19 protein-coding genes are annotated in these 26,253 nt (G+C 66.6%); 3 read left to right on the top strand and 16 right to left on the bottom strand.

Annotation, left to right across the window (positions count from 1 at the left end):
• Genes ACLIVD_RS35420 through ACLIVD_RS35460 form a run of 9 tightly spaced genes read right to left on the bottom strand, consistent with a single transcriptional unit; the run spans window position 1 to window position 10,609 of the window.
• Entirely contained in the window at window positions 1-1,545 is a 1,545-nt protein-coding gene (locus tag ACLIVD_RS35420) for a class I adenylate-forming enzyme family protein (protein ID WP_283333225.1), read from the bottom strand.
• Window positions 1,542-1,967, bottom strand: a complete 426-nt coding sequence (locus tag ACLIVD_RS35425) for a Zn-ribbon domain-containing OB-fold protein (protein ID WP_283333226.1) — start codon at window positions 1,965-1,967, stop codon at window positions 1,542-1,544. Before ACLIVD_RS35425 ends, ACLIVD_RS35420 begins: the two co-directional genes overlap by 4 nt.
• Window positions 1,960-3,456 (bottom strand): pyruvate carboxylase, encoded by a 1,497-nt coding sequence (locus tag ACLIVD_RS35430; RefSeq protein WP_491931575.1) that lies wholly within the window; start codon window positions 3,454-3,456, stop codon window positions 1,960-1,962. Before ACLIVD_RS35430 ends, ACLIVD_RS35425 begins: the two co-directional genes overlap by 8 nt.
• 6 nt (window positions 3,457-3,462) lie before the next feature.
• The gene (locus ACLIVD_RS35435; protein ID WP_491931576.1) at window positions 3,463-4,893 is read right to left on the bottom strand and encodes a beta/alpha barrel domain-containing protein; all 1,431 of its coding nucleotides are present in this window, start codon (window positions 4,891-4,893) and stop codon (window positions 3,463-3,465) included.
• Entirely contained in the window at window positions 4,890-6,293 is a 1,404-nt protein-coding gene (gene accC / locus ACLIVD_RS35440) for an acetyl-CoA carboxylase biotin carboxylase subunit (RefSeq protein ID WP_491931577.1), read from the bottom strand. The genes ACLIVD_RS35435 and accC overlap by 4 nt, the downstream gene beginning before the upstream one ends.
• Window positions 6,290-6,814, bottom strand: coding sequence for an acetyl-CoA carboxylase biotin carboxyl carrier protein (locus tag ACLIVD_RS35445; RefSeq protein WP_280779419.1), 525 nt, complete (start codon window positions 6,812-6,814; stop codon window positions 6,290-6,292). The genes accC and ACLIVD_RS35445 overlap by 4 nt, the downstream gene beginning before the upstream one ends.
• Before the next feature lie 40 nt (window positions 6,815-6,854).
• Window positions 6,855-8,477 carry an acyl-CoA carboxylase subunit beta gene (locus ACLIVD_RS35450; protein ID WP_491931578.1) on the bottom strand — a complete coding sequence of 541 codons (1,623 nt, stop codon included), beginning with the start codon at window positions 8,475-8,477 and terminating at the stop codon, window positions 6,855-6,857.
• Window positions 8,478-8,507: 30 nt separating this feature from the next.
• Entirely contained in the window at window positions 8,508-9,413 is a 906-nt protein-coding gene (locus ACLIVD_RS35455; protein WP_491931579.1) for a succinate--CoA ligase subunit alpha, read from the bottom strand.
• Complete coding sequence (locus ACLIVD_RS35460) at window positions 9,410-10,609, bottom strand: ATP-grasp domain-containing protein (RefSeq protein ID WP_491931580.1); 1,200 nt, start codon at window positions 10,607-10,609, stop codon at window positions 9,410-9,412. The genes ACLIVD_RS35455 and ACLIVD_RS35460 overlap by 4 nt, the downstream gene beginning before the upstream one ends.
• Before the next feature lie 137 nt (window positions 10,610-10,746).
• Here ACLIVD_RS35460 and ACLIVD_RS35465 point away from each other — a divergent pair, with 137 nt between their 5' ends.
• Window positions 10,747-11,661: a LysR family transcriptional regulator gene (locus ACLIVD_RS35465; RefSeq protein ID WP_280779415.1), complete on the top strand. Its 915-nt coding sequence runs from the start codon at window positions 10,747-10,749 to the stop codon at window positions 11,659-11,661.
• A 49-nt stretch (window positions 11,662-11,710) separates the two neighbouring features.
• Here ACLIVD_RS35465 and ACLIVD_RS35470 read toward each other — a convergent pair whose 3' ends face one another.
• The 5 genes from ACLIVD_RS35470 to ACLIVD_RS35490 form a co-directional block, all read right to left on the bottom strand.
• Window positions 11,711-14,950, bottom strand: coding sequence for a protein kinase domain-containing protein (locus tag ACLIVD_RS35470; protein ID WP_283333232.1), 3,240 nt, complete (start codon window positions 14,948-14,950; stop codon window positions 11,711-11,713).
• A gap of 217 nt (window positions 14,951-15,167) precedes the next feature.
• Window positions 15,168-16,355: an epoxide hydrolase family protein gene (locus ACLIVD_RS35475; RefSeq protein ID WP_283333233.1), complete on the bottom strand. Its 1,188-nt coding sequence runs from the start codon at window positions 16,353-16,355 to the stop codon at window positions 15,168-15,170.
• A 79-nt stretch (window positions 16,356-16,434) separates the two neighbouring features.
• On the bottom strand, window positions 16,435-16,743 hold the full coding sequence (locus tag ACLIVD_RS35480) for a hypothetical protein (RefSeq protein ID WP_491931581.1): 309 nt from the start codon (window positions 16,741-16,743) through the stop codon (window positions 16,435-16,437).
• A gap of 154 nt (window positions 16,744-16,897) precedes the next feature.
• Window positions 16,898-20,185, bottom strand: a complete 3,288-nt coding sequence (locus ACLIVD_RS35485; protein ID WP_283333235.1) for a protein kinase domain-containing protein — start codon at window positions 20,183-20,185, stop codon at window positions 16,898-16,900.
• A gap of 149 nt (window positions 20,186-20,334) precedes the next feature.
• Window positions 20,335-20,484 carry a hypothetical protein gene (locus ACLIVD_RS35490; protein ID WP_280779410.1) on the bottom strand — a complete coding sequence of 50 codons (150 nt, stop codon included), beginning with the start codon at window positions 20,482-20,484 and terminating at the stop codon, window positions 20,335-20,337.
• A gap of 780 nt (window positions 20,485-21,264) precedes the next feature.
• Between ACLIVD_RS35490 and ACLIVD_RS35495 the strand changes: the two genes are divergently transcribed.
• Together ACLIVD_RS35495 and ACLIVD_RS35500 are read left to right on the top strand one after the other, a co-directional pair.
• Window positions 21,265-22,791 carry a permease gene (locus tag ACLIVD_RS35495; RefSeq protein ID WP_491931582.1) on the top strand — a complete coding sequence of 509 codons (1,527 nt, stop codon included), beginning with the start codon at window positions 21,265-21,267 and terminating at the stop codon, window positions 22,789-22,791.
• A 57-nt stretch (window positions 22,792-22,848) separates the two neighbouring features.
• The gene (locus tag ACLIVD_RS35500) at window positions 22,849-23,478 is read left to right on the top strand and encodes a cysteine hydrolase family protein (protein ID WP_349307413.1); all 630 of its coding nucleotides are present in this window, start codon (window positions 22,849-22,851) and stop codon (window positions 23,476-23,478) included.
• A 46-nt stretch (window positions 23,479-23,524) separates the two neighbouring features.
• Here the strand turns inward: ACLIVD_RS35500 and lpdA are convergent, their stop codons facing one another.
• Both lpdA and ACLIVD_RS35510 read right to left on the bottom strand, forming a co-directional pair.
• Complete coding sequence (gene lpdA, locus ACLIVD_RS35505; RefSeq protein WP_283333238.1) at window positions 23,525-24,901, bottom strand: dihydrolipoyl dehydrogenase; 1,377 nt, start codon at window positions 24,899-24,901, stop codon at window positions 23,525-23,527.
• A 62-nt stretch (window positions 24,902-24,963) separates the two neighbouring features.
• Window positions 24,964-26,238, bottom strand: coding sequence for a dihydrolipoamide acetyltransferase family protein (locus ACLIVD_RS35510; protein ID WP_283333239.1), 1,275 nt, complete (start codon window positions 26,236-26,238; stop codon window positions 24,964-24,966).
• Window positions 26,239-26,253: the final 15 nt, after the last annotated feature.

The following is a 26,253-nucleotide window of genomic DNA, read 5'->3' on the forward strand; positions in this document are numbered from 1 at the left end:
TCAGTCCGCCCGCAGGTGTGCGGCGATGATCTTGGCGCGGACGTCCTTCTTGAGGACCTTGCCGACCGCGCTGCGCGGCAGCGACTCCCAGAACTCGACCTGCTTGGGGGTCTTCATGCTGCCGAACCGGTTGCGGCACATCTCGATTATGTTCTCGGCGGTCGCCTCGGACTCCGACTTCAGTTCGATCACCGCGGTGAGCCGCTCACCCCAGTCCTCGTCGGGCACGCCGACCACCGCACAATCCTGAACGGCGGGATGCGACCAGATCAGCTGTTCGATCTCGCTGGGGTAGATGTTGAAACCACCCGAGATCACCACGTCTTTCGTCCGGTCGACGACATAGAGGTATCCGCTCTCGTCGAAGACCCCGATGTCTCCGGTGTGGTGCCAGCCGAAGCGGTGGGCTTCGGCGTTGGCCTCGGGATTGTCGAGGTACCCGGGACAGACCAGCTCACCTCGGACGACGATCTCCCCGCGCTCACCGGCCGGGACGACGTTGCCGCCCTCATCCATCAGCGCCACCTCACAGGCCCCGGTCGGCCGGCCTGCCGACGCGAGGTGCTTCACACCCGCGGGATCGTCGCGGAGGTAGTGATCCTGCCGAGACAGGCACGTGATCACGCCCGGTGCCTCGGACTGACCGTAGAACTGGACGAAGACCTGACCCCACAGCCTCAGTCCTTCTTCGAGTTTGTCGACGGACATGGGTGCGGCGCCGTAGATGACGTACTCGAGGGAGGAACAGTCACGTGTGTGGGCGTCGGGATGCGCCAGGATCCGGTAGATCATCGTCGGCGGTAGGAACAGGTGCGTGACGTGCTCGCGTTCGATCAGTTCGAGCACGGTGGCGGGATCGGTCGACGGCGCGATCACATTGCGGGTACCGAAGGCCGAGAGCCCCATTGCCGTTGCTCCCGCAGCGTGGGTCAGCGGCGCAACCACCAGATGCACCGGATCCTTCGCGGGTGCGGTGAACTGGTTGGCGATCCGGTAGGCGGCGAGCAGACAGCGGTGGCTCTGCATGATGGCCTTCGGGCGGCCGGTGGTGCCGCCGGAGGACTTGATCAGCGCAATGTCGTCGAGGCCTCGTCGAGTGTTGCAGGTCTGTCCGCTGTGCTCCCGCTTCCAGGCCTCGGTGCTGAGCCCTGCCGCAGAGTGCTCGCCGAACGCGATGCAGGAGGTGAGCGTGGGTACTTCGGACCGGATCCGGTCGATGTGGGGGAGGTACTGCTCGTGGTACACCAGCGCCGACATCTCCGTGAATCGCATGAACCAGATCAGGTCCTCGATCTGGTCGCGGGCGTTGAGTGGCACATAGGTGGCGCCCGCGCGCAGGATCCCGAGCATCGCGACGAAGCCGTCGGGATGGTTGGGGGACAGAATTCCGATCCTGCTGCTCGCCAGCCCTTCCCGGGTCAGTCCGTGCGCGATCGCGTGCGACGCGACGACGACGTCCCGGTAGCTGAGCCGCAGTGTGTCGGACTGCAGAAACGTTCGGTCCGGGTACCGGGCAGCACCCGTGTCGAAGTAGTCGGTGATCATCGGTCGTCCACCTCTGTCAGAGTGAATTGGGGAAGGATCGTCTCGGCGCTGATCCGTTCGAAGCGCACTTCGACGCGGGCACCGACGCGGATGCGATCGATCGGGCAGTCCACGATGTTGGTCAGCAAGCGCACACCCTCGTCGAGTTCGATGACGGCCACGGCATAGGGAACCTTGTCGGCCATCGACGGATTGGCGGGAACCCGGCAGATCGTGAAGGTGTAGATGGTTCCCGCTCCCGCCGAGTCCACCCATTCGAGGTTCTCGGAGAGGCAGACCGTGCAGAAGGCGCGGGGGTAGAACTGATGACGCCCGCACTGCTCGCACCGTTGGACCACCAGGCGTTCCTCCCGGGCCGCATCCCAGTACGCCTCGGTCTCGGCGGTGGGCCGGGGTTCCGGCCGTACCGGGGTGTCAGCCATTGGCCCGCAGTTCGAGGCCGGGAGCCACCAGGCGCACGGTGTGCTTGCTCCGCATCCGACCGAGTCCGGCCACCAGCTCCACGATCGACTGCTGGACGGAGAAGGTGTCCTCGACCGGGACGAGTGCGTCGATCTTCTGGTCGCCGTACATGTACCGCAGGATCATCTCGTCCGGCGACAGGTGGCCGTACCGTCTGCGCAGTTCCGGCAGGATCGGGTCGAGTTGTGGCGGTGTCTCGGAGATGTCGCACGACCCGTTGTTCATCACGAGATCCTTGACGTTGTCGTCGACGGGCAGCGGCAACGCACCGAAGTATCCGCACACGTACTTCTTCACCTCGTCCGGAACCACGGCGTAGCGCTCGGGGTTCAGGACATTCATGACGGCCTGGGCGGCGACGATGGCGGGGAACGGCGTAGCCATGACCGGGGAACCCAATTCCTCACGGACCCGGCCGATCTCCTCGATCACCGCCGGCAGTCTGTCGGAAATTCCTGCGGCCTTCAGCTGAGCCTCGAGGTTCGTCATGGCGCCACCGGCGTACTGCGTCTGGTAATTGGCGGGGTCGTACTCCGCGGGGACTCCGACGGGGTAGTCCAGTTGCGCGGCGAGCTTGCCCAGGTAGTCGCCGACCTCGTCGAGTGATCGGTCGTCGACGTCGACATCGAACCCCAGTGCACGCAGATCCCGGGCCATCGTCTGAGCCGACGGCAACGAGTTGCCGTTGGCCAGCGGATCGACGGCGGTCAGGATTTGATCCGCTCCGTACACGGCCGCTTCGAGCGCGACCTGCGGACCCATCCCGGTCAAACAGTGCGTGTTCAGCTCCAACCGGGTCTCGCCGATCGCCGCTCGCAGCGCCGGTACCAGCGTCCGGGTGCGTTCGACGGTCAGGCTGCCACCCGCGTCGGCAAGAGAAATCGTGTCCACGCCGAACCGGTCGATGACCTCCCGTGCCTGCCGCACGTAGAAATCGTCGTCGTAACCCGGTGCGAGGTTGAACACGAGAGCAATCGTGACCTTCGCGCCGAGCCGCTTCGCGATGCGGATCCCGGGTGCCACGTTGTCCCACGAATGCAGGGAGTCGAGGACCGCGAAGTCACGGATCCCGTTGACGAACATCCGCTCGACGAACAGCTCGTTGATGTCGTCCGGCTGCGGGTAGAAGCCGTGCAGCAGGTTGCTGCGGACCGCCGCACGTAGCGGAGCCGTCGAGATCCGGTCAGCGAGCAGCCGCACCCGTTCGAACGGGTCCTGATTCAGGAACAGAACTCCCGCGTCGAAGCCGACCATGGCGATGGCCTCGACGGCACCGAATCCCGCGTCGGCGATCCTGCTCGCGATGGGCAGCATGTGTTCGGTGCGCATCCGGGTCGCCCACAGGCACTGGTGCGCGTCCCGGAGCGTGCCGTCGGTGAGGGCGATCGTCCGGCGCCGACCCGTCCGGGCGAATTCGGCCTCGACGAGGTGACGAAGGTTGGTGAGCACGGTGATTCACCCTTCCTGTTGCAGATGGATGCGGAGACCGGGCGCGGACACGGTCAGCGTGGCGTAGCGACCGGCCCGCCCGAGCAATCCACGGGTGAGGCTTTCGTAGGGTGTCAATGCTTCGTAGGGCTGCACGTCCACTCTCCGCGGGACGGTCGCGACCGTGACTCCCGCTATCCACGCGAGCAGAACGTCCTCATCGGCAGCGAGATCTGCTTCGATTGTCGGGGAGTCAGATTCGGACGTCAGCAACGAGCCGACACGTTCCTGGAGGTCGACGCGTTGGTCACCGTTCACCGTGCCGTACACGCCCTGCAGCAACCTGCGCAGAACCGGCCGGAGGGTCTCGTACCTCTGCTCCCCACCGAAGTGGCACATCGCCTGCTCGGCGATCGCCCGGGCGAAGGGGGGCACCATCGGCGGCGAGCCCATCTCACGGCGCACGGCCGCGCATTCGGCGGCAAACTCGTGCAGGTCGGCCCACCGTCCACGCTCACGCAGGGCGCTCCGCACGTCGGCCGCCACCTCACCCGGCAGCTGATGGACGTACGTCGCCAGATCGAACGGCCACGGGGTTGCCGCGGGAAAGCCTTCCTGATCGGCGATCCCGGCGAGGATCGCATCGGCGGACAGCAGAGCGTCGAGGTCGGGCAGACCCTGAACGTCTTCGCGTCGCAGGACGCGGATCAACGACGGCAGCGACGGAAGGGAGGCGCCGTTGGCGACCGACGGCAGTGCGGTGTCGATGCCGCGGACGCCGAGCCGGCCGGCCTCGAGGGCGACGACGGTTCCGAGTGCGGTGTGGCACCGGGTGTGCAGGTCGAGGGGAGTGTCACCGAGCGCCGACACCAGTGCCGGGACAAGGGTGCGCGCCCGGTCCGGTGTCAGGACTCCGCTCTCGTCTCGCAGCATCACCCGGTCGGCGCCGGCAGCGATGAGAGATGCGGCGCGCTCCGCATAGGTTTCGTCGGACACGCCGTCATCGGCTGTATAAGGAAGCGCGGCAATGGCGGTCAGCCCCGCCGTGGTGGCAGATTCCAGAGCGGCCTTGAGGCGGACCAGGTCCAGCAACGGATCCAGCAGGACCACCTGCCGCAGGCCCGCAGCTGCCAGTGCCGTCAGCCAGCCGTCGACCGCCGTGGGTCCGAGGACGTCGGCACCCGGCCGCCCATGCCCGGTCAGCAGGTTGACGGTGGCCCGCAACGGAACGGGGCCGTAGTGCCGATGGGCGAGTTCCACCCGCTGCAGCGGGTGTTCGTCGCGGGCCAGGCATTCGTCCAGCACCGCCGGGCTCAGCACCTCGACCGCAGCGAGGCCGCTGGACGACAGCGCGGCGGCGGGTGCGAGGACCATCCGATTGTCCAATGCACCCGCCCATACCGCGGCCTGACCGTCGGTCAGGCTGGTGTCGGTGAAGGTGATCTGATGGTTGCTCATGCCGATGCTCCCGCCTCGGTGAGGGACTGGCGAAGGAAGGTGTCCTCGACCCATCTGGTGGTGACCGCTCCCGCGGCGAAGTCGGGGTGAGCGAGCACCGAGTGGTGGAACGTGGCGGTGGTCGTCGGACCGGTGACCGTCAACTCGGACAGGGCGGTGCTCATCTTCTGAATCGCCTCGGCTCGGGTGGGGGCGTGCACGATGATCTTCGCGAGAAGTGAGTCGTAGTACGGCGAGACCGTGTATCCCGAGTAGCAGTGGGTGTCGACCCGAACGCCCGGCCCGCTCGGTGGTCCCCACTCCTCGACCAACCCCGGACTGGGGAAGAAGCCGCGATCGGGGTCTTCGGCGTTGATGCGGCACTCGATCGCATGACCGTCCAGGATCACCTCGTCCTGTGTGAAGGACAACGGTAGCCCGGACGCGATACGAATCTGTTCGGCCACCAGATCGCGCCCGCTGATCATTTCGGTGACGGGATGCTCGACCTGGATGCGGGTGTTCATTTCCAGGAAGTAGTAGCTGTTGTCGCGGTCGTCGACCACGAACTCGACGGTGCCCGCACCGACGTAGTCCACGTTCCGGGCGAGGCGGACCGCGCTCTCGCCCATCGCTTCCCGTTCGCTCTCCCCGAGTACAGGCGAGGGCGCCTCCTCGATCAGCTTCTGATGCCGCCGCTGCGTCGAACACTCTCGCTCACCGAGGTGGACGACGTTGCCGAACTGATCACCGATGACCTGGATCTCGATGTGCCGTGCGCGTTCGATGAACTTCTCGACGTACAGGGTGGGATCGCCGAAGGCCGATTGGGCTTCCGACGACGCGGACCTGAACAGTTCCGGGAGTTCCGCCGCCGACCCCACGACCCGCATGCCGCGGCCCCCGCCGCCCGCGGTCGCCTTGATCAGCACCGGAAACCCGATCTCCGTGGCAATCGCCAGAGCCTCGTCCGGATCGGACACTGCCCCCGAGCCGGGCACGCAGGGAACCCCGGCCTCCGATGCCAGGCCCACCGCCGTGATCTTGTCGCCCATGCTGTCGATCGACTCGGGTGTCGGGCCGATGAAGATCAGGCCGGCGTCGCGGCAGGCACGGGCGAACGACGCTCGTTCGGACAGGAATCCGTAGCCGGGATGGACCGCGTCGCAACAGGTCCGCTTCGCCGCCCGGATCAGCAGGTCCGCGCGGAGGTAGCTGTGGGTCGGCTGCGGCGGACCGAGGACTACGACCTCGTCGGCCATCCGCGCGGCCAGGCTGTCGACGTCCGCGTCGGAAACCCCGACCACGGTCTCGACGCCGAGGTGACGGCACGCCCGGATGATGCGGACCGCGATCTCGCCGCGATTGGCGACGAACACTCTCCGGATGTCGTGCCGAACGACTGGGATGTCGTCGGTCATGCTGCGGCCTCCGCGTCGGTGGGATCGACGATCATCAGGATCTGCTCGTGCTCGACGGCCTGACCGTGCTCGACGAGGATCGAATGAACCCGGCCCGCTGTCGGCGTCGGGACCGAGTTGAACATTTTCATCACCTCGATCAGGCAGAGTGTCGCGGATGCCTCGATCTGCTGACCCTCTTCCACGAACGGCGGCTGAGTCGGTGCCGGCGTGCGGTAGAACGTGCCCGGCATGGGTGCCCGGATGGCGATCATCCGATCCGGGACTTCGGCGAGTGCCGGGCTGCTCACGGTGACCGAGGCGGCCGGCGCGGGCGGCGGCGTCACGGCCGGGGCGGGGGCCGGGGTGGCGGGGGCGGTCGTCGGCGCGAGGGCTTCGACCGGCAGCGCGCTCGTCGGCGCGGCGCCCGGTTTGCGCGCCTGCAGGACGACGTCGCCGATCCGGAGGTCCAGCGAATCGAGATGCTCTGCGGTGTCGAGTAGTTCAAGGATGCGTCGGACGTCTGCGTGTTGGAGATTCATGGTCTGCTCCTCGTAAGTGGCGTTCGCGATGAGGTGTCGGTCAGGCCCGCATGGTGCGTGTGGTCGTGCCGAGCTGTGCGGGCAGGATTCGGTAGGCCTGACGTACCCATTCGCACAGCATCGGACGGGTGTCGCGGGGGTCGATGACGTCCTGGATTCCGAACCTTTCCGCAGTTCGGAACGGGTTCTCCACGGGTTGGAACCGCGCGTAGAGTTCGGCACGGAGCGCGTCCGGGTCATCACTTTCGGCCAGGGTGCGCCGGTAGGCGGCCTCGACGCCGCCCTCGATGGGGATCGATCCCCAGTGCGCCGTCGGCCAGGCGAGGCGTCGGTTGATGCTGCCACCACCTATCGGCCCGTAGGCGGCGCCTGCCAGCCCGTAGGCCCGACGCACGAACAGCGAGAGCCAGGGGACGCGAGCCTGCTCGAGGGCCATGGCCGTCCTGATGCCCTTGCGGAGGGTGCCCTTCTGCTCGGCGTCGCGGCCGACAAACGTCCCGGGCTGGTCGATCAGGTTCACCACCGGCAGGTGGAACGTGTCGGCCATGTCGACGAACCTGGTGATCTTCTCCGCGGAATCGACGGTCAACGATCCGCCGAGCCACCTGGGATCGTTCGCGAGGACCGCCACGGTGTGACCGTCGAGACGGGCGAGCATCGTGATCTGAGACTGTCCGAAATACCGTCCGATCTCGAACAGGCTACCGTCGTCGAAGACCGAGGCCAGCAGCGTGCGCATGTCGTACGAATACTGCTTGATTTCCGGGATCGTCGTGGACAGGGCCTCGTCACGACGATCCACCGGATCGGCGCAGGCCCTCACCGGAGGGAGCTCGTGAACGCTCGACGGAAGGTACGACAGGAATCGGACGACGTCGTCGAGTGCCTCGAACTCGTCGGCCGCCTCGTTGTCGACGACACCCGATGCACGCGCATGCACACCCGCGCCGCCGAGCTCGGCGTTGGTGACGTCTTCGCCCACCGCCTTCTTCACGACTGCCGGTCCACCCGCGAACAGGTAGGAACCCTCGGCGGTCATGATCGATAGGTGACTCGCGCACACCCGGACCGCGCCGAGGCCTGCGGCCGCGCCGAGCGCGACGCCGACGACGGGAACTGTGGCCAGCAACTCCACCATCGGCCAGTGCGGGTATCCCGGAATCTTGGTGGCGGACATCTGCTCGAGGAGGTTGACGCTCCCGCCGGCGGTCTCGACCAGCCGGATCACCGGCCACCGGTACGTCAATGCCAAACGCTCTACGTACTGCCATTTTTCGGGGTTGGTCGCCTCCGACGATCCCCCTCGGACGGTGAAGTCCTCGGCGACGACGATGACGTCCCGACCGTCGATCTTCGCCTGCCCGCACACGACATTCGACGGTTCGACCGAGATCAGCTGCCCGCGTTCGTCGTAGCGGGCCGATCCGGTCATCATGCCGATCTCGCGCCACGATCCTTCGTCGACGAGCCGTTCGATGCGTTCGCGCGCCGTCAGTCGGCCGCGCGCGTGTTGGCGCTCGATCTTGTCCGGGCCGCCCATCGCCAGAGCGAACTCACGGCGCTTGGCGATCTCCGCTTCGAACCACGGCCGGCCGGTGCTGTCCGCTGCGCTGGTGCCGACGGTCAGGACCGGGGCCGCCGCTCCGGATTCGATCTGGGTCATGACGAGATTTCCTTCTGTCTGGGATGACGGTCAGCGAAGCGCAGCGGCCGGCAGTACGTCCGCGAGGTGGGCGCGCACGTGGTGGGTGGAGCGGGCCACGAGGACGCCCGCATCGGCGAGCGCTGCACACTTCTCCTGCACGGTGGCTCCGTCGGCGCTGCGCGGCGCGTGCCCGAACGGCAGCGTCGTCGGGAGGGAATCTGCGGCACGCCCGGCCACCATCGCGATGACCGGCACGTCGATTCGTCCGTCTGCCACCGCGACTGCCAGGTCGATTTCCTGGCCGCCGGACGGTTCGCCGAACACCACTACAGCACGGGTGTTCGGGTCACTCGCGGCGAGTTCGACGCCTTCGGTGAGGGTCGTCCCGACCGCGGGCGTGCCGCCGATGGACATCTGCACGCTGGTTCCCCATCCCCAGTTGCGCATCAGCATCGCCAGTTCGGAGGCCATACCGCCGCTGCGGGAGACGATGCCCACCGAGCCGGGCGCGAATCGCTGCCACGGTTCGTTACCGCCGGGGCAGCCGATTCGGCCCACGCCGGGGACGACGACACCTTGGGAGTTCGGGCCGATGACGTGGCAGTGGTGCTCTCGCGCGACCGCGAGTGCCCGGAGCCAGCGATGCTGCGGGATGTTCTCCGAGCTGACCACGATCAGTTCGACGCCCGCCTGTGCGGCTTCGACGACCGCATCCGAGGCGGCGTGCGGCGGCGCGTAGCTCATCGCGACCCGGGAGTCTGTCGCCGCCACGGCCTCGGCGACGGTGTCGAAGACCGGCACGCCGAGCACCGCGGAACCCCCCTTGCCGGGGGTGACACCGGCGGCCACGTCGACACCGGAATCGAGCATCCACCGCGTTTCCAGCTGCCCCTGCCTGCCCGTGATGCCCTGCACTAGAAGACCTGAACGGGCTTCGAGAAGCTCACGAATCATCGGACGAGTCCTTCCAGTTCCTGCGGCGACTGCTCCATCGCGGTCAGCAGTAGGTCGCATGCGTCTTCGAGTGAGGCCGCGCGATCCAGGACGAGAGCCCCGGGCAGACGCCGACGGAGGACGGCGTGCGCCTCCGCTTCGTGTGGGCCGGCCAGCCGGACGACGGTCGGCACCCGTGTGGAGTCGAATCCGGCCCGATCCGCGGCAGCAGCGAACTCGACCGCCACGTCGCGGGCATCGGCGAGACTCAGCACGGCGCCGCCGAACAGCACCCCGCGAAGCCCGGGGACGGAGAGCGCCGAACTGAACAGCGTCTGCAGCTTCGCGCTACCGGCACCCGGCGACGCGTCGAGGTAGCAGGCGGGACGGATACCGAGGTCGGTCAGGTAGTCCAGGGCGAGAAGCCCCGCACCGCCGCCGGTGATCATGCAGGCGACGTCGCCGTCCAACTCGAAGAACTTGATGCCCGCCCTATTCGGTTCGGCGGCGTCGGCCTCGCGGACTGCCAGTTCGCGTGGGGTGGGTGAGCGGTCCACCACGGGGTCGGCATCCACCAGTGCCGACGGACGGAGTGCCTGTGCGTCGGGATGACCGTGGGGGTCGAATTCGACCGCCACACCGACGGCGACCAGTCGCTGACCGTCCCAGCGGAACGGGTTGACCTCGACGAGGACGGCCTCCGCACTGCAGAAGGCGGTCCAGAGAACCTGCAGGGCATCACTGATCGCACTGTGCAACCGAGGGTCCGACACGGCGGCCCGGTCGAGCAGGCCGGCGACCGCGTGGTCGTCGGGGCCTTCCGCCAGGCCGACCGTCATGGCAGCCGCCTGGTGCGCATCGAATCCGACTCCACCGGTGGCGGCGGCGCGCACGACAGCACCACGAGTCGTCTCGTCCAGGGCGATGGAGAGGTAGCACTCCTCGCCCTCGACGAATTCCTCCACCACCGCGGGCGCACCGCTCCGAAGAGTTGCGGTGACGGCGGAGGACAGCTCGTCCCGGGACCTGCAGATGTGCACGAGGCCGGCGAGGCCCTTGCCGCTGCCGGCGATGTCCGGCTTCACGACCCACGGCGGGCCGAACGCCGGCCCGTCCGGCAGAAGTTCGTGCTCATGCGTCACGACGACCAACTCGGGCGTCGCAAGGCCGACCCTGCGCAGCCATGGCATTGCGGCGCTCTCAGTGGCGCGGGGCATCGCGTCTCCTTCGTTTGGGGCCCTCCCCGGGCCTCTCGATTCGTTTCCCAGTGTGATCCGGGTAACTGATTCACGGAAGTGAGCGCAGGCGACCAGGGTGATTGCCATCATCGATCACTCGGGTCTAGGGTCGCGGCATGAGGTCGGAGCAGATGCGCTATCTGGAGGCCGCGATCCGCCTCGGTTCGCTGCGCAAGGCCGCTCAGGAGGTGGGCATCGGGCAGCCGACCCTCAGCCAGCAGATCCGGCGCCTCGAGGAGGACCTCAATGTCGTCCTCTTGATCCGCCGCGCCAACGGGGTTCTCCCCAGCGCGGAGGCCCGGATTCTGCTACCGCACATTCGGCAGGTGTTGCAGGCCGATCGCGCGCTCCGCGAGGAGGCGGGGCTGATCAACGGACTGCGCAGCGGCAGCGTGCGCCTGGGTGCCGTCACCACGGCCAGCCAGATACTGCTACCGAGAGTGGTTCCGCTCTACCGGAACTCGTTCCCCAACGTGCGCTTCTCGGTGTGGGAATCGGGCTCCCAGGGTGTGCGCGACAGCGTGACGAACGGCGAACTCGACCTCGGACTCGTCGTGAGGGCCAACGACCCGGCCTCCGACGCCAGCCTCACCGCAACCGATCTGATCTCCGACGAGGTCGTGCTGTGCGTGTCCCGGCGACATCCTCTGGCCGGCAAGTCGACAGTGGGAATTCAGGACCTCGCCGGCCAGTCCTGGGTGGTGTCCGCGCACGGTTTCGCCCTGCGGGAGTTGGTGGACACCGCGTTCGCACCGCCGGCACAGGACATCGTCTACGAGACGACGAACCCGCACACGAGCCTGCTCATGGTCGCGGCCCGGGTGGGCATCGCAATGCTGCCCCGGCACACGCTCCGCGACCACTGCGCCGACGAAGTTGTCACTCCGGCAACGGAATGGAATCCGCCTCAGTTGACCGTCTGCATGATCAGGCGGGCGGACACTCAGCCGGCACCGGCCGTGCGCAAACTCATCCAGGCTTTACGCGAGGTCAGCGCGGACTGGTCACGCGACCACCCGATCACCAGGTAACTGATCGCGCCATCGCCAGGGGATCATGCAGTCGCTTCTCGCCCTGATCTCACCCTTCGCCCTGCGATTCCACGACCCACGCCGCGATCTGCGCACGTGAATTGAATCCCAGCTTCGTCAGGAGATGTTCCACGTGCCCCTGTGCGGTGCGGGGCGAGATCACCAGCCGAGCGGCGATCTCCTTGTTGGTCAGCCCCTCGGCGATGAGGGTGGCAACCTCACGCTCCCGCTTCGTCGGTGCAGGCGACGGACCGGCGGACGTCGGAGAGGGCGAAATCTGCTCGCCCAGCGCGTAGGCGACGGCTGCGTCGAAACCGAGTGCCGTGCCCCTTCTGCGGGCCGCGGTGAAGGCCTGCTCACTCATCGCCTCTCGGGTCCGGCGTTCGCACTCGTCCTGGTACACGCTCAGGCCGGGCACCAACACCGTCGAACTGCCCACCGACCGGGTGAACTCGTCTGCGGCGCCCAGCAATACGACCGCGCGTTCCATGTCCTGTTCCTCGGCGGCTATCCATGCGAGTGCCTGCAGACACACACTGGCATTGAGTCGATCGTTCACCCGACGCTCGACTCGGAGCGCCTGCCCGAGGAGCTGGACCGCTCGTGCTCTCTCCCCGAGCCGCCACACCGCGACGGCCAGCGCCCACAGCGAATACGACCGATATACCGATTCGCCCTGCGCCTCGGTGATCGCGAGGACGCGCTCATGGCATTCGATGGCTCGTTCCGTGTCGTTCACGAGGTCGTGCGTCATGCCGAGGCCGACGACTGCAGCCACCTCGTAAAGGTCGTTGCGTGCCGTGAACCCTCGGACGGCCTTCTCGAGGTGTGCGCGGGCGTCGGGGAGGCGCCCCGCGAACAGTGCCGCGTATCCGACCGTGTGGTCGGCGTGCGCACGCACCAGCGGGTCGGTTGTCTGAGCGGCGACCGCCTGCGCTTCCTCCGCCAGCGTGTCCGACACGGGAATGTCGCCCTGCACTCCGGCCAGCACACTGGCGGCGTAGAGCGCCTTGACCCGATCGCCGGTAGGCTCGGCCGGTTGTCGAGCCAGGAGGCGACCGAGCCATCGCCGACCCTCGCTGAGCAATCCCCGGGACAGCCAGAACGGGTACAGTGCGGCAGCGATCCGCAGTCCCGTTGCGGGACTGTCGGACACACAGAAATCCAGCGCCTCGCGGATATTCGGTTGTTCCCGACCCAGTCTGGAGATCAACGCGAGCTGCCGGGAGCTGATCCATTCGGTTTCCGCCTCGACCGCCAGCCGCTCACACCAGTCGCGGTGCCGACGGCGAAGCGCGATGTAGTCGCCGTTCTCCTGCGCCTTTTCCCGTCCGTAGGCGCGGACGGTCTCGAGCATTCGGAACCGCACCGCGGAACCCGACTCTTCTCTCGTCAGGATCGACTTGTCGACGAGGAACGTCACGGTGTCGAGGAGGTCGTCTACGTCGTCACCATCGCAGACCTGTTCCGCGGCCTCGAGTTCGAAACTGCCCGCGAACACCGAGAGCTGCGCCCACATCCGTTGTTCCGCAGGGGTGCACAGGTCATAGCTCCAGTCGATGCACATCCGCAACGTCTGCTGCCGCGAGGGCGCGTCCCTGCTGCCGCGAGTGAGCAGCAGGTAGCGGTCGGTGAGGCGCTGCAGGATCTGGTCGGGCGTCATCGCGCGAAGCCGGGCCGCCGCCAGTTCGATCGGTAGCGGCAGCCCGTCCAGCCGCTGACAGATTCGGGCGATGGTGACCTTGTTCTCCTCGGTCAGCTCGAATCCCGGGACTACGGCGGCGCCGCGTTCCGCGAAGAGAGTGACCGCATCGTTGCGGGGCAGTCCTTTCGGCAGGTGGTCGGGATCAGGGACGGGCAGCGGGGGAATCAGAAGCGCTGTTTCCCCGCCGATTCCGAGCGGTTCGCGACTCGTCGCGAGAATACGCAGCCGAGGGCACACGCGGAGCAGGATCTCGGCAAGTTTCGCGGCCGCGGCCACCACCTGCTCGCAGTTGTCCAGCACGAGCAACACTTCACGCGGGGCAAGGAACTCGACGAGCACCTCGTGTGAGGGTCGGGCAGACTGGTCGCGCAACCCCAGTGCGGCCGCCACGACCCCCGACAACAGCGAATCATCCAGCAACTCAGCCAGTTCCACCAGCGTCACACCGTCGGAGAAGTTTCGTTGCGCCTTGGCGGCTGCGCGTAGAGCAAGCCGGGTCTTTCCCACCCCGCCGATTCCGGTCAACGTCACCAGCCGCGACGTCGACAACAAGTTCGTCGCCTCGGCCAGTTCCGTGCGGCGGTCGACGAAACTGGTCAGCTCCAGCGGAAGTCCACCCGTTCGGCCCGAATCCGCCGGTGACCACGACGGCCGGACTGACGCTCCGCCCTGCACCGCGGCCGGTTCGGTGTGCATTGCCATCTCGTCGACCGGGAAGCCGTGATGCAGTTGGGACTCGCGCAGTTGCCGACCCAGTTCCACAGCGGAGGGGCGAGCGCCGGCCTCGGCGGACATGGCACGTTCGATGACAGCGCTGACCCCCTCGGAAATGCCGTGTTCGCGCGGGTTCGGAACCGGCTCGGACGTGATCCTCAGGAACTGTGCCACCAATTGCTCACCGCTTCGCCGTTCGAACGCCGCATGACCGGTGAAAGCAGCGAACAGGGTGGCGCCGAGGCCGTACACATCGGCGGCCGGACTCGGGGACTCACCGGCGACCACCTCGGGGGCGGTGAACGCCGGCGAACCCGTGACGACGCCGGCCGTGGTTTCGAACCCGCCGGCGATGTGGGCGATGCCGAAATCCGTCAGCGCAGGCTCGCCGTAGTCGGTGATCAGGATGTTCCCGGGCTTGACGTCGCGGTGCAGGATCCCGAGGCGGTGCGCGGCCGCCAGCGCGCCGGCCATCTTCACCCCGAGTCGCAACGCTTCGTCCAGCGGGAGCGGTCCGTGACGCCGGATCCGCTCGTCGAGCGACCCCTCAGCGTGGTACGGCATCACGATGAAGGGCCGGCCGTTGCCGGTGACACCGGCGTGGAGAACGGTGACGATATTGGGGTGACCGGTCAGCCGGCCGGCCGCACGCTGCTCACGCAGGAACCGTGCCCGGTTCTCCTCGTCGAGGTCTGCGGTGAGGACCTTGACCGCCACGGTGCGGTCGAGCGCAGCCTGCGTGCACCGGTACACGACGCCGAAACCGCCGCGGCCGATCTCCTGGGCATCCTCGAATCCGGCCGCCGCCAACTCCGCCGTGACCGAACCGGACACGTCGCGTTGCGTCGCGAACGGATCGACGTCCGTCATCGACTACATCGATTCATCCCGCTCGAGGCACTGCCGACGAATGCCACACTGCTCACCTCTCGACGATGTACCCCAGGATATCGCCGCGCCGCACCGCTGCGAAGTCGATGAGAATGGTGAACACGGGGTTGGCTGGACGGCCGAAGGCGAACCGGGTGGCTCGGAATGAGCCACCCGGTCGCTCTCAGCTCGTGCGCTGGCGCGCACGTCATGGTCGTTATCGAAGCGACCGCAATCCCACGCGGAGCTCGTTTACCAAATGCTGGGGCTGCTCCCAGGCGGCGAAGTGCCCGCCCTTGTCGAGCTTGTTGAAGTGGATGAGGTTGGGATAGGCCTTCTCTGCCCAACTGCGCGGTGCCTGATAGAGCTCGTCGGGAAAGACGCTCACGGCAACCGGGATGGAGACGCTACCGGCGGCGAAGAACGGGGCCTTGTTCTCCCAGTAGAGACGAGCCGCTGACAACGCCGTGTTCGTCAGCCAGAACAGGGTGATGTTGTCGAGTACATCGTCTCGCGTCAGGCCTTCGGGCTGTCCCGCGAAGACCCGCGAGATCAGCGCCAAACTCGCCGGGTCGTGGTCGATCATGAAGGCGGCCAGACCGACGGGCGAATCCGCCAATCCGATCAGTGTCTCCGGCCGCGATCCCATCTCCACGGCGTAGCCGATGTGCTGATAGAAGAATGCCAGCTGGTCGCACGCAGCCTGTTCGTCGTCGGACAGATCGGCGGGCACGGGATGCCCGGTGAGGAGCGCCTGGTCGATCTCGGGTGGAACCACCTTGGCCATGTTGGTGTGAATGCCGAGCAGCTCCGGCGGCGCCTGCACCGCCATCGCCTCAGTCACGATCGCACCCCAGTCCCCGCCCTGTGCCACGTACCGGTTGTACCCGAGGCGCTTCATCAGCTCCACCCAGGCACGTGCGATGCGGTCGGGGCCCCAGCCGGTCGTCGTGGGCTTGCCCGAGAAGCCGTAGCCGGGCATCGACGGAATCACCAGATGGAAAGCATCCGACGCGTCACCACCATGGGCGATGGGATTGGTCAGGGGGTCGATGATCTTCAGCTGCTCGACGATCGAACCGGGCCACCCATGTGTGACGATGAGCGGCAACGCATCCTCGTGCTTCGAGCGGACGTGAATGAAATGGATGTCCAATCCGTCGATCTCAGTGATGTACTGCGGCAGAGCATTCAGCTTCGCCTCGACCTTGCGCCAGTCGTATTCCGAGGCCCAGTACTGCGCCAGTGCCTTGCTCGTCGCGAGCGGTGTGCCCTGCGACTGATCTGCGACGGTTTCCGTTTCGGGCCACCGGGTGGTCTCGATGCGCTCACGCAGTGCCTCGAGTTCGGAGTCGGGGAACTGGACTGTGAACGGCCGGATGGTGACGTCGGTGGTGAAAGACATGTAGGTTTCCTTGCTGTGTCGGTTGTTGGTCGAGAAGGGTTTTCGTTGGATTGGCGCCTGCGTTCGACGGTGCGACCGTCTACCTCGGGGTGCTGCTTCCCCAGCCGTCGAGGATCTCGTTGCCGATGGTGATTTCGGCGCGGCGGTCCCGCCTCTGGTCGCGTTGACGGTCGTGCCGGCGCTGCTGCATGGTGTTGTCGTGATCGCGGGGGATGTCGTGGCCGGCGACGGCGGCGAGGGGGCTGAGCGCCGGTGTGCTGGTGGATGCGGCCGCGACGCCGGCGGGGATGACGGCGAGTGCGGCGGCGGCGACTCCGACGGTGGCGAACCGCTTCCAGGAGGTGCTGGTGGTGTGTGTCCTGGTGTGGTGTTGGTGTGTGCTGTTCATGCCGATAAGACTCGCAATTGCGCGGCGAGTGGGACGGCGAAGATCTACGTGCTTCACTACCCGCATTTCCTACGCAGGTATCCGCGGGGACCAGCGAAGCCCTCGATGAGTTCAGCCCGGGTCCGCACCCAACGTAGCGGGGGCACTGCCCGAACTACGGATTTCGGGACTCGATGCTCTCCTCGCGGGCGATCCAGGCGGCAAGCTGCGCGCGGGATCGATGCCCGGTCTTCGTGAGGATGCGATCTACATGTCCTTCTGCGGTACGGGGCGAGATAACCAGCCTTTCCGCGATCTCCTTGTTCGTCAGTCCCTCGGCCACCAGCTTTCCCACTTCTTTCTCACGAGGTGTGAGTTTCACCTTCGCTGCAGGAGTGGCCGCCGCTGCGGGCTGGGACGTGCGCTTTTGCAACGTGAATTCAATCGACGCGAGGTGTTCGAGACGCTCACCGGCCCGGGATTCTTTCTCGAACGCAGAGTCACCCAGCAGCTGACGGGTGCGTTGTTCGTAACGAGTCCGCGTGCGGATCAACGTGTCGTTTCCGAAGAGTGGAGCGCTCCCCATCTCGCCGCACAGTGTGCGCCCGATACCGAGCAGGCGGGCGGATCGGACGGGGTTTGCTTCCTCGATCGCGATCCACGCCAGAATCTCGGTGCATGTACTCACGCCCAACCAGTCACTCAATGACTGCTTCAGCTCGAGCGCTTCTTTCAACGAGTCCGAGGCTTGCGGGTACTTGCGCTGGGTCCACAGGGCAAGTCCGCGGGCCCACAGCGCCCATGACGTCGAGAAGTGCTCCTTCAGCGACCTACCTGAGGCGATGGTGTCGTCCGCCCAGGCAAGGGATTGTTCCAGGTTTCCGGACAGGCAGTGCACTAAAGCGAGCTGAGCGCCGCCCAGCAGTGTCAGGGAATTGACCTCCCCTGACTCGGCGTGAAGTGCCATGCCGGCAGTGAGGTACTCCAGTGCGACGTCGAGATTTCCGTTTCCGAGCATCTCCGCCGCACCCCGGAACTGAACTGCAAACGCCTGGGCGGTTCGATCACCGATCGCTTCCGCGACGGCGCTGCATTCCAGCAAATACTGCTTGGAGGTCGGGTTGTCGCCCTGAACCATGGCGTTCCAAGCGATCACCCAGAGCGCTTTCGCCCTCTCGCTGCTCGGCTCCCGGTCTGCCTCCAAGGCTCGGGTCAGCCAGTACCGCCCGTCGCGCAGCAGGCCACTCGCGTTCCAGAAGAACCACAACGCACCCGCCATCCGAAGACCGGTTCGGGCCTCCCCGGGGGTAGACAGGCAGTACTCCAGCGCCGCCCGCAGATTCGCCCGCTCGTGCCGCAAACGACGGTTCCATACCAGCTGCCCTGACCCCAGTGACTGGCTCTCGCTGCGTTCGGCCAAACGCAGGAAGTAGTCTCGATGTCTTCTGCGCCACGCATTCTCGTCGCCGTGCTCGGCAAGTTTCTCGGCCGCGTAGTCCTTGATACTTTCCAATAGTTTGTATCGAACTGTGGATCCGGATTGAACGGTGGAAATGACCGACTTTTCGACAAGACTGGAGATCAGGTCAAACGCGTCCGGAACGATGTCCGGATCGGTGCACACGCTCTCGACCGCGTCGAAATCGAATCCGCCCGCGAAGACGGACAGCCGTGCCCACAGGACTTGTTCCTCCGGCGAGCACAGATTGAAGCTCCAATCGATGGCGCCACGCAGCGTTTGATGCCGTACCGGTCCGCCACGGTTTCCCCGCGTCAGAATTTCGAAGAGTGCGCCCTCGCGCGACAGGACGCGGTCGAGGGGTAGGGACCTGATCCGGACCGCTGCGAGTTCGATCGCCAGAGGGATGCCGTCCAGCCGCTGGCACAGGCGGGCAACCTCCAGGCGGCTCTCGTCGTCGAGGGTGTATCCGGGGACGACGGAGGCAGCGCGTTGCTCGAAAAGATCGACCGCCTCGGAATGAAAGCTCTTGGCGTTCTGCCCGTCGGCGAGCTGAGCTTCGTCGGGGACCGGCATGGGGGGTACCTCGAACACGGTCTCACCCAGCACACCGAGAGGTTCCCGACTGGTTGCCAGGATCTCCACACGGTCCGACCGCCGAACAATCTCGGCGGCGACGCTTCCGCTCGCCTCGATCAAGTGCTCGCAGTTGTCCAGGACGATGAGTGCATGTCTTCCACCGAGGAATTCGAACAGGTAGTGACTACCGTCCGCATTCATTCCGTCGCGAATGTCGAGCGCCTCGGTAATCGCACTGACGACAAGGTCTGGAGTGGAGATCGCGGCGAGATCCACAAACCAGACGCCGCCGGTGTAGGTTCTGCGCACTTCCGAGGCGACGCGGCACGCCAGCCGGGTTTTCCCTACCCCACCAAATCCGGTGAGGGTCACTATCCGGGAATCCGACAGACGCGCCTTCACCGCGGCTACTTCATTGCGGCGTCCGACGAAACTTGTCACTTCGCGGAAGAATTCGTGTGCATGAGAGACGAGTTGGTGAGGCGGCGGCACCATCACGTCTTCCTTCGGCTGCACGGCTCCCGCTTCGGCGTGCAGTGCCATCTCGTCGACGGGAAAACCGTGGAGGCGTTGAGATGCTCGGAGTTGCTGACCGAGTTCCGTGGCGGAGGGACGGCCCTCCGAGGTGCCGGACATGGCACGTTCGATGATCGTGCTGACGTCCTCGGGAATGCCGTGCTTCCGTGGGTCCGGACCAGGCTCGGCGGCAATCCTCAGGAACTGGGCCACCACCTGCTCCCCGCTACGGCGTTCGAAGGCAGCGTGACCGGTCATCGCAGCGAACAACGTGGCACCGAGGCCGTACACGTCGGCAGCAGCACTCGGGGGTTCGCCGGTCACCACCTCGGGGGCAGTGAACGCCGGCGAACCCGTCACGACGCCGGCGGTGGTTTCGAACCCGCCGGCGATCCGGGCTATGCCGAAATCCGACAGTGCCGGCTCACCGTAGTCGGTGAGCAGGATGTTCCCGGGCTTGACGTCACGGTGCAGGATCCCGAGGCGGTGGGCAGTCTCGAGGGCACCGGCCATTTTCACCCCGAGTCGCAGCGCTTCGTCGAGCGGGAGCGGTCCGTGGCGGCGGATCCGCGTGTCGAGTGAGTCCTGGGCGTGGTACGGCATGACGATGTACGGCCGACCGTTGTCGGTGACACCTACATGGAGAACATTGACGACATTGGGGTGCCCGGTCAGCCGGCCCGCCGCGCGCTGCTCGCGGACGAAACGTTCCCGGTTCTGCTCGTCGAGGTCGGCGGTCAGGACCTTGACCGCCACAGTGCGGTCGAGGGCCGCCTGGGTGCAGCGGTAGACAACACCGAAACCGCCGCGGCCGATCTCTTGCGCGTCCTCGAATCCGGCAGCCGCCAGATCGGCCGTGACCGAACCCGACGCGTCGCGTTGCGTCGCGAAGGGATCGTCGTCGGTCATCGACCGGACCGATTCTTCCGGTCCGAGCCACTGTCGAAGAAGTGCACCACCGCTGGCCTCTCGAGGAGATACCCAAGGATATCGCCGACGCCCCCCATCCGATGGCCGACTTACGACCTACCCTGGGCGGAGTACTCGAGGATTCCCGGTCAGGGGGCGACGAAGCCTCCGACTCCGGGGAGCGAGGGCTGGCCGGCCCGCGGGTAGAACCCCGAACCGATGACGGACACTGTGAACGCAACCGGACCGGAACCCGTGCGCACGGTGGCGCGTTCCGGTGCGGGCTCCAGGAAATTCACGCACGGCTTCACGACCACCGACCCGCGGTCACCGCTGGAGACGTTGAGATAGCTGACCCTGACGAGGGCGCCGCCGGCGCTGGACGAACAGAGCTCCGGCCGAAACGGCGCCGAGAACGTCGTCTCGCCGGGAACTCGCCACCCGCACAGATCGTGTTACGCACAACTAAACACCCGCGCTCTCGAGCGCGTCCGGCGGGGTCGCCCGCGAGAAGGATGATCTTCGCAGGTCAGACTGTCGCGGGCAGCATCGTCACTAGGACGAAATTTTTCCTGCCCGAAGCGAGTAGCCCCGCACGTCGGCGGGTACCCGGCATCCACGCTGCCCCGGGCTCGACGGCCCCGAGTGGCAGCCAGGCCCCCTGACCGGTCCCCCTCGGCTGGGAGGCCGTCCGCCGCTCGTGGCCGGGGACGCCCCCCTCTTCCTCTGCCGCGGGCGGCTCCTCGTGCGCCTGCACGTGGTGCGGTCAAGACGGGCGACGATGTGCCGGCGACCGGCGACATCCTATACGTGGCCAACGGAAGCCGCAGAATACTGTAATCGTTCACACGACCCGCCGAAGCCGAAACGCGGTTGTCATTTTCTGCGCACCTTGCACATCGAATGGGCTCTCGCATAGTCACTTTGACGTTGACGACACATCAAAGGTAGGCCACGATCATGCGACAACCGGGCTGCGGCGCCCCGCGTCGTGACCCGACATAGGTCGCTACTCGGCCGTCCTCGCCCGCACACTTCCGAGGTACTCGCCGCAAGTAGTTCGATACAAGGAGTCGCACGTGGGCGCTGCGCAGATCGTGTTCTTAGTCGGCCTCGCTTCTCTGATCGTGGCCATGGCGCTACGCAAGAACGTCATGATCCCCGCGGTAGTCGCGACATTTGCCACAGCACTTGCGTACAGCGGCAGCGTCCCGAATGCCATCATGTCGGTGTTCCGGGCCACCATCACTTCCGGCACCGCGCTGTTCGAGATCTTCATCGTCATCGCCGCGGTGACCTCGATGCTCGCGGCGATGCGGGCGATCGGTTCCGATGAGGTGATGGTGCGCCCCATCAGCCGGTGGATGGTCAATGGCCGCGTCGCTTACATCGTGTTGTTCGTCTTCACCTATCTTCTCTCGTTGTTCTTCTGGCCGACCCCGGCACTGGCCCTGATCGGTGCGGTCCTACTTCCTGCCGCGATCAAGGTGGGTCTGCCGCCGCTCGGAGCCGCGGTGGTTCTCGCGATCTCCGGGCAGGGAATGTCGATCGCCTCCGACTACGTGATCGGTCTTGCGCCGTCGATTTCCGCGAGCGGCGCAGGCGTTCCCGCCGACGACATCGCCGACCGTGCCCTGGTGATCTCATTGATCGTCGGTGTCACCGCGGCGGTGCTCGCCTACTTCCTGACCGTCCGCCGCAGGATGCGTACGGACCCAGTTCCGGGCACCGAACCGATGGGTGGAACCGTGCATCCCACCGGCGGTGTCGGTGGCACGCCCGCCGGCACGTCCGCTGGTTTCCCGCCGGGTCAGGACGTCGCGGTCTCACCCACCGCCACGGACGTGCTCGACGAGGAACTGCCCGGCTTCGAGGACGACGGAACGAGAATCACGGATCGCCCGACACTGACCCGTGCGTGGGCGATCGGCGTGCCCGCCGCGTTCCTCGCCGTCCTTGCCTACATGTTGGTCGGTCGTTTCACCGACATCGTCCCCTGGGAGGACGGCGGCGGCGCGTCCCTGGTGGGAGGCACGGCAATCATCCTGATGGCACTCGTGACCATCACGTCACGACGATCCGAGGCTCTCGAATTCTGCGCCACCCACTTCGTCGACGGTCTGTCGTACGCCTTCAAGGCGATGGGCATCATCCTTCCCGTCGCAGGGTTCGTGTACATCGGCATTCCCGACTATTCGGGCGCCATTCTCGGACTCGACGACGACACCACCGGTCCGGCCTTCCTCTTCGACACCGTCGAACGCGTGCAGCCGTACATCCCCGACAACGGCGTATTCGTCGCGCTCAGCATGCTCTTCATCGGTATGGCGGTCGGTCTCGACGGTTCGGGGTGGGCCGGCCTACCCCTCACCGGTGGATTGGCTGCCGCGCTGGCGCCGCAGTCCGGGATGGACACCGCGACCTTGGCGGCCATCGCCCAGAACGGTGCCACGTGGACGGGCGGGGGAACTCTCGTGATCTGGTCGTCGCTGGTGGTGGTCGCCGGTTTCTGCCGGATACCGGTTGCCGAACTGGTCCGCCACCTCGTCGTCCCGGTGATGGCCGGACTGCTGCTGGCCACCGGAGCCGCCGTCGTCATCTGGTAGCGGCTCATCGCCGAACAAGGTTTCCGCACAACCCCTGACATGGAAGGACACCACGAATTGAGCTCGGTCCCGTTCCGCTACGACCCCGCCCGGTGCGCACTGATCGTCATCGACATGCAGAACGATTTCTGCTCCCCCGACGGGTCGCTGGCACAGAAGGGCTTCGACGTGACCGCCCCGGTGGCGATGGCTCCGCGCCTGGACCACCTCGTCTCGTCTGCGCGCACGGCCGGGGTCCGGGTGATCTTCGTACGCACCCTGCACGACGAAACCACTGATACACCCCAGTGGCTCGGCCGCGTGGGCGAGGGACCGGACGCGGCACGCACCGGAATTACTTGCCGCACAGGAACACCCGGAGCAGACTACTATGCCGTCGCTCCGCGGGACGGCGACGTGGTGATCACGAAGAACCGGTTCAGCGCATTCGTCGGCACCAACCTCGACCTCACCCTGCGTTCCCTCGGCATCGATTCCCTGCTCTTCACCGGCGTCGCCACCGAGGTGTGTGTCGAGTCGAGTCTGCGTAGCGCGCTGTTTCACGAATACTGGGTTTCGCTCGTCGAAGACTGCGCTGCCACCTACAGCCGAACTGCCCACGACGCTTCGGTGTCCGTCGTCGCACAGAACTTCGGCACCGTGATCACGGCCGAGAAGCTCGAGACGTTCTGGACTGCAGGATCGTGAACGGCTTCCGCCGGCGACGGGCGCGACCCGCGAGGTCGGCCAGCGATCAGCTGTGACTGTGCAGTGGTGTTCCCGCGAGAGCGAGGTGTGCCTCGCCGAGCGCTTCGGCCTGAGTGGGGTGCGCGTGAACCAGGGTGGCGACTTCGTCGGGGTAGGCGCCCCAGTTGACGATCAGTTGGGCCTCGCCGATCAGTTCGCCCACGCGTTCTCCGACCATGTGGATCCCGACAACCGGTCCCTCCGTGGCTCCGGCGCGCACCAGTTTGACGCCGCCGCTGGTTCCGAGGATCTGGCTCTTGCCGTTGCCGGCGAGGTCGTAGACGACGGTGGCGACGTCTCCGTGCCGCTCGCGGGCCTGGTCTTCGGTGAGCCCGACCGACGCGACCTCGGGGTTGGAGTACGTCACCCGGGGGATGCCGCTGTCCTCGATCGGTGCCGGGCTCAGGCCTGCGATCGTTTCCGCGACGAAGATTCCCTGCTGGAATCCGCGATGCGCCAGTTGCGGACCGGCGACGATGTCACCGACCGCGTACACGTCCGGCTGCGAGGTCCGCAGGGAGTCGTCGACCGTGACGAAACCGCGGGGGTCGAGTACGACGCCGTTCTCGGTGAGTCCGATGTCGGCGGTCCGGGGTCCGCGGCCGACCGCGACGAGCAGCAGGTCCGCCTCGATCGTGTCGCCCGACTCCACCGTGACGCTGACCGTGCTCTCGTCCTGGACCGCCTTCGCGAATCGGGTGCCGGTCATGATGGTGATGCCGCGTTTGCGGAGGGCCCGGGTGAGTTGCTTCGACGACCACTCGTCTTCGGCGGCGACGAGCCGGGGCAGCGCTTCGACGATGGTGACGGCGGCACCCAACGATGCCCAGATGCTGGCGAATTCGACCCCGATGACACCGCCGCCGAGTACGACGACGCGCTTCGGAAGTTCGGGAAACGTCAGTGCCTCGTCGCTCGTGAGGATGCGGCCACCGATCTCGAGTCCGGGCAGGCTCCGGACCTGCGAGCCGGTCGCGAGCACCAGCGACGTGCCGGTGATCGTGCGATCGCCGACGTGCACGGTGCGCCCTCCGCCGTAGCGGCCGGTGCCGTGCACCACCTCGATCTTATGGCCGCGGACCAACCCCTGCAGGCCCTTGTACAGGCGGTCGACCGTCGCGTTCTTGTACGCGTGGACACCGCCGAGGTCGATTCCGTCGAGCGTCGCCCCGATCCCGAGGGCCGACGCGTGCGTGACGGTGTCGGCGACCTCGGCGGCGTGCACGAGCGCCTTGGTGGGGATGCACCCTCGGTGCAGGCAGGTTCCGCCGACCTTGTCCTCTTCGATCAGGGTGACGGTCTTACCCAGTTGCGCGGCGCGGAAGGCGCAGGCGTACCCGCCGGATCCACCGCCGAGAATCAGGACGTCCGGTTGGTCGGACATGGGAAAACTCCCTCGGTCGGGCACGCCATGGGACGTGCAGCAAGGTCGAAGTGGACTGGATTTCAGCTCAGTGCGATCAACGTCAACGGGTCCGACAGGATCTGACCGATGGCCGCGAGGAATCTCGATCCCTGCTCGCCGTCGACCAGTCGATGATCGAACGACAGGCTCAGTGTGGTGACCGACCGCAACGCGATCTCTCCCTGGTGTTCCCACGGCTGCCTGCGGATCGCCCCGAAGCACAGGATCGCCGCCTCCCCGGGGTTGAGGATGGGCGTGCCCGCGTCGACACCGAAGACGCCGACATTGGTGATCGTGATCGTGCCGTCGGCCAGATCGGCGGGCCCGGTCTTGCCCTCCTTCGCCGTGGTCGTCAGATCCGACAGGGCGATCGCGAGGTCTCGCAGACCGAGGGTGTGGGCGTTCTTGATGTTCGGCACCATCAGCCCGCGCGGGGTGGCGGCCGCGATGCCGAGATTCACGCAGCGTTTGACGACGATCTCCTGGGCGTCCTCGTCCCAGGACGAATTCAGGGTCGGGTTGGTGCGCAGCGCCACGAGCAATGCCTTGGCCACCAACGTCAGTGGTGTCAGGCGCACGTCGGTGAAGTGCTTCGTGTCGCGCAGGTCAGCCAGGAGGTCGATCGTCGGGGTGACGTCCACCGTGACGAACTCGGTGACGTGCGGGGCGGTGAATGCGCTGCGGACCATCGCTGCGGCGGTGTGCTTGCGGACACCCTTGATCGGGATGCGTTCCTCGTCGGCGTCCGCCGGGACCGTCGCCGCCGACGTCGTGACCGGGGTGGCGGTGCGGTGGCGCTCGAGGTCGTCCCTGGTGACTTCACCGTGCACCCCGGTTGCGTCCACTTCGGTGAGGTCGACTCCGTGTTGCTTCGCGGCGAACCGCACCGGGGGAGAGGCCAGCGGCCGCGACGTGCGCGGCGCCGGGGTGACGTCGACCCGGGTTCCCGCCGGACGCCGCTGCCGGCGCCGGCTGGAGGAGTCCTCGGCCACGCCGTAGCCGACCAGGACCGGGGTCCGCTCGGCCGGGGCCGCGGGAGCGGTCGGCTCGGGCGCGTCCGCCTGGCCCTCGCCGGCGACCGCGACGTCGATGAACGGGCTGCCGACGTCGATAGTTGTCCCCTCCTCGGCGTGCAACGCGACCACCGTTCCGGCGTAGGGCGAGGGCAACTCCACCGACGCCTTCGCCGTCTCGACCTCGGCGATGATCTGGTTGAGCGTCACGGTGTCGCCGACCTTCACCAGCCAGGTCAGCAGTTCGGCGTCGGTGAGGCCCTCGCCGAGGTCGGGCAGCAGGAATGTCTGGACAGTGGGCATGGCGAACTCCTGGTT

The sequence above is a fragment of the Rhodococcus sp. G6(2025) genome, assembly GCF_058628105.1.

Bases quoted from the DNA above. Each gene is read 5' to 3' on its own strand.
- ACLIVD_RS35420 (WP_283333225.1), bottom strand. From the start codon at position 1,545: ATGATCACCGACTACTTCGACACGGGTGCTGCCCGGTACCCGGACCGA.
- ACLIVD_RS35425 (WP_283333226.1), bottom strand. From the start codon at position 1,967: ATGGCTGACACCCCGGTACGGCCGGAACCCCGGCCCACCGCCGAGACC.
- ACLIVD_RS35435 (WP_491931576.1), bottom strand. From the start codon at position 4,893: ATGAGCAACCATCAGATCACCTTCACCGACACCAGCCTGACCGACGGT.
- accC (WP_491931577.1), bottom strand. From the start codon at position 6,293: ATGACCGACGACATCCCAGTCGTTCGGCACGACATCCGGAGAGTGTTC.
- ACLIVD_RS35445 (WP_280779419.1), bottom strand. From the start codon at position 6,814: ATGAATCTCCAACACGCAGACGTCCGACGCATCCTTGAACTACTCGAC.
- ACLIVD_RS35450 (WP_491931578.1), bottom strand. From the start codon at position 8,477: ATGACCCAGATCGAATCCGGAGCGGCGGCCCCGGTCCTGACCGTCGGC.
- ACLIVD_RS35455 (WP_491931579.1), bottom strand. From the start codon at position 9,413: ATGATTCGTGAGCTTCTCGAAGCCCGTTCAGGTCTTCTAGTGCAGGGC.
- ACLIVD_RS35460 (WP_491931580.1), bottom strand. From the start codon at position 10,609: ATGCCCCGCGCCACTGAGAGCGCCGCAATGCCATGGCTGCGCAGGGTC.
- ACLIVD_RS35465 (WP_280779415.1), top strand. From the start codon at position 10,747: ATGAGGTCGGAGCAGATGCGCTATCTGGAGGCCGCGATCCGCCTCGGT.
- ACLIVD_RS35470 (WP_283333232.1), bottom strand. From the start codon at position 14,950: ATGACGGACGTCGATCCGTTCGCGACGCAACGCGACGTGTCCGGTTCG.
- ACLIVD_RS35475 (WP_283333233.1), bottom strand. From the start codon at position 16,355: ATGTCTTTCACCACCGACGTCACCATCCGGCCGTTCACAGTCCAGTTC.
- ACLIVD_RS35480 (WP_491931581.1), bottom strand. From the start codon at position 16,743: ATGAACAGCACACACCAACACCACACCAGGACACACACCACCAGCACC.
- ACLIVD_RS35485 (WP_283333235.1), bottom strand. From the start codon at position 20,185: ATGACCGACGACGATCCCTTCGCGACGCAACGCGACGCGTCGGGTTCG.
- lpdA (WP_283333238.1), bottom strand. From the start codon at position 24,901: ATGTCCGACCAACCGGACGTCCTGATTCTCGGCGGTGGATCCGGCGGG.
- ACLIVD_RS35510 (WP_283333239.1), bottom strand. From the start codon at position 26,238: ATGCCCACTGTCCAGACATTCCTGCTGCCCGACCTCGGCGAGGGCCTC.